Source organism: uncultured Campylobacter sp. (genome assembly GCF_938045775.1).
In the GTDB taxonomy this organism is placed as follows: domain Bacteria; phylum Campylobacterota; class Campylobacteria; order Campylobacterales; family Campylobacteraceae; genus Campylobacter_B.
The window spans coordinates 1-2,499 of the sequence record NZ_CALIBH010000244.1 but is presented as its reverse complement, the minus strand read 5'-3'; the positions used below and the strand labels follow the sequence as shown (position 1 = coordinate 2,499).

Annotated in this window: 4 protein-coding genes; all 4 read right to left on the bottom strand. The window is 50.7% G+C overall.

Translation table 11 applies throughout. The features are described 5' to 3' along the window. Window positions 1–232: polyprenyl synthetase family protein (locus tag Q0238_RS10150; protein WP_297945742.1), on the bottom strand; the 232-nt coding region annotated here is incomplete at its 3' end. A gap of 594 nt (window positions 233–826) precedes the next feature. After that, entirely contained in the window at window positions 827–1,156 is a 330-nt protein-coding gene (locus Q0238_RS10145; RefSeq protein ID WP_005869878.1) for a YbaB/EbfC family nucleoid-associated protein, read from the bottom strand. Between the two features lie 2 nt (window positions 1,157–1,158). Continuing rightward, the gene (gene panD, locus Q0238_RS10140) at window positions 1,159–1,506 is read right to left on the bottom strand and encodes an aspartate 1-decarboxylase (RefSeq protein ID WP_297945739.1); all 348 of its coding nucleotides are present in this window, start codon (window positions 1,504–1,506) and stop codon (window positions 1,159–1,161) included. 10 nt (window positions 1,507–1,516) lie between these two features. After that, the coding region (locus tag Q0238_RS10135) for a UDP-N-acetylmuramoyl-L-alanyl-D-glutamate--2,6-diaminopimelate ligase (RefSeq protein WP_297945737.1) at window positions 1,517–2,499 on the bottom strand (983 nt) is incomplete at its 5' end.

The following is a 2,499-nucleotide window of genomic DNA, read 5'->3' as shown; positions in this document are numbered from 1 at the left end:
CGTGGATAAGCGAGTAGGTGTGGATCATCTCAAGCGCCATCGCGATCGCCAGCGCGCCCTCAAAGCGCCGCTCATCCACTGCCGAGACGACGCCTAGCAGCAGCTGCGCGCGAAAGTGCTTGCCGCCCGCTTGCAGCATGTAATTGAGCGCCTCCTCGAAGTACGGATGAAAGCTCGGCACCTTCAGCTCGTTGCGCTTCAAGTAGTCTTTAAATTTTTCTAAAATATCCATCAATCCTACCTTGCGGTTTTGATTTACTCTGCTTGGGCGCGCCCTTGACGAATGCAAATTCGCGCCCTTCGAATACCTTTTCGTCGCGCAGCTAAAATTTGCTGTCGCGAGCCGTTTGTGCGTCGCGTAGAAGTAATCATGCCGCTTAAAATTTTAAATTTTAATTTCCCTAGCTTTACGCAGTGCGCGAGGCGAAGGATGCTCCGCTTTTTTGAGCCGCATCTTACGCTCGATTTGCTCGCGGATGTCGCGCAACGGCTCGCCCGCTTTACATTTAAGCCGTGCGAGTTAAATTTTACTTTGCGCCGCAGCGTAGCAGCTCGCCGAAATTTTAGAATTTGCCCTCATGCCGCCCGTTAAATTTGACTGATTTGCTAAGGTTAAAAATTTAATAACCTAGCGTCAAATCAAACAAGTTTCACTTTATGTAAGCTACACCGCTACAAAAATCTAAATTTAATTTGCCTCTCCATAAAATTAGGCTTTATTTATACTGTCGCCGAAACCGCCTGCTTCGTAAAATCCAAACCGCTCGCCAGGCGGGAAGTAGTCGCCCTCTCTAAAAAGCCTATTTTCACCATTTTTGAACTACGCTTAGCCCTTATTGCCAAGCAAATCACCTAATCCGCCGAGCCCTCCTAGCATGGACGCTGCGGCGCCTTTCTTTTCATTTTCGACGAGTTTTATCGCGTCGCCTATCGCCGAAATTAGCAGGATCTGCAAGCTCTCTTTGTCGCTAAAAAGGCTGTCGTCGATGCTCAGATCGAGCACCTCGCCCGCGCCGTTTAGCCTGATGGCGACCATGCCCGCGCCCGATTTTACGGTAAATTCCTTGCGCGCATTCTCCTCCTCGATCTGCTTAGCCTTGGCCTGCATCTGATCGAGCATCTGCCCCATTTTTGAAAAATCCATTCCTTCAAACATCTTTACTCCGTTATTTGGTTTTTTTCGTTTACCTGCACGATTTTTGGTTCAAAATTTTTCGCTTTTTTGGCGCTCATCTGTGCGTAGGCCACGATGATGACGACGTCGCCGACGCAGACTTTGCGCGCAGCCGCGCCGTTTAGGCAGATCTCGCCCTTTTTCTCGCCGCGAATCACGTACGTGGCGAAGCGCTCGCCGTTATTGACGTTTAGGATCTCGACTTTTTGGTATTCGCAAAGCCCCGCAGCCTCGATGAGCTCGGGTCCGATTGTAATGGAGCCCACATAGTTGAGGTTGGCGTCCGTCACGCGCGCGCGGTGGATTTTGCTTGATAAAATTTCGATTTTCATCGGCCGTCCTTTAAATTTGGTCTAAATTTGATCCGCCTCGCGCCGCGACGAGCTCGCTTACGACCTGTTTGTCGCTGAAAGGATGCTTCACGCCCTTGATCTCCTGGTAAGTTTCGTCGCCCTTGCCTAAAATAGCGATCATCTCGCCGTTTTTGGCAAGATCTAGCGCGCGCGCGATCGCCTCTTTGCGATCTGCGATCTTTAAAATTTTATCCTTTCGGCGCATCCCGGCGCAAATTTGCTCGATGATCTCATCTGGATTCTCGCTGCGCGGATTATCGCTCGTGACGATGCAAATTTTGGCAAAGTGCTCCGCGATGGCGCCCATTTTCGGACGCTTGCCGTGGTCGCGGTCGCCTCCTGCGCCGAAAACCGCGATAATCTCGCCGCTTGCGCGTAGCGCGTTTAGCACCTTTTCGATACCGTCCGGGGTATGAGCGAAATCAACAATTACAAGCGGATTTTTATTTACGATCTGTACGCGACCCTCGACGCCGCCGAAGTTTGCCAGAGCTTTTGCGATCTTTTCGTTCGGCAGCTTGGTTAGAATTTTAACCGCCGCGAACGCCGCGGTAAGGTTGTAGAGATTAAACTCGCCGATGAGATCGCTTTGTAGCTGCGCATTATCGCCGTTTGGAGTGCGCACGAGCGCGTCGATACCGCCCTTTAGCCCGTATCCGCTTACGCCGAAGCTCGCGGCGTTTTTGATGCCGTAGGTAAGGGCGTTTGCAGGGTTAAATTTAATATGCCCATCGTCGGCGTTTATGAGCTTTGGCGCGTCGTCAGCGAAAAATGAGCTCTTTACCGCAGCGTATTCTTGCATGCTGCCATGATAATCGAGATGATCTTGGCTTAAATTCGTAAAAATTTTAAGCGCAAAATTTAGCCCCTGGATGCGGTTCTGTGCGATTGCGTGCGAGCTTACCTCCATAACGAAATACTCGCAGCCCTGCTTGCTGGCTTCATAAAGATAGCTCACCGTCTTTAAAACTG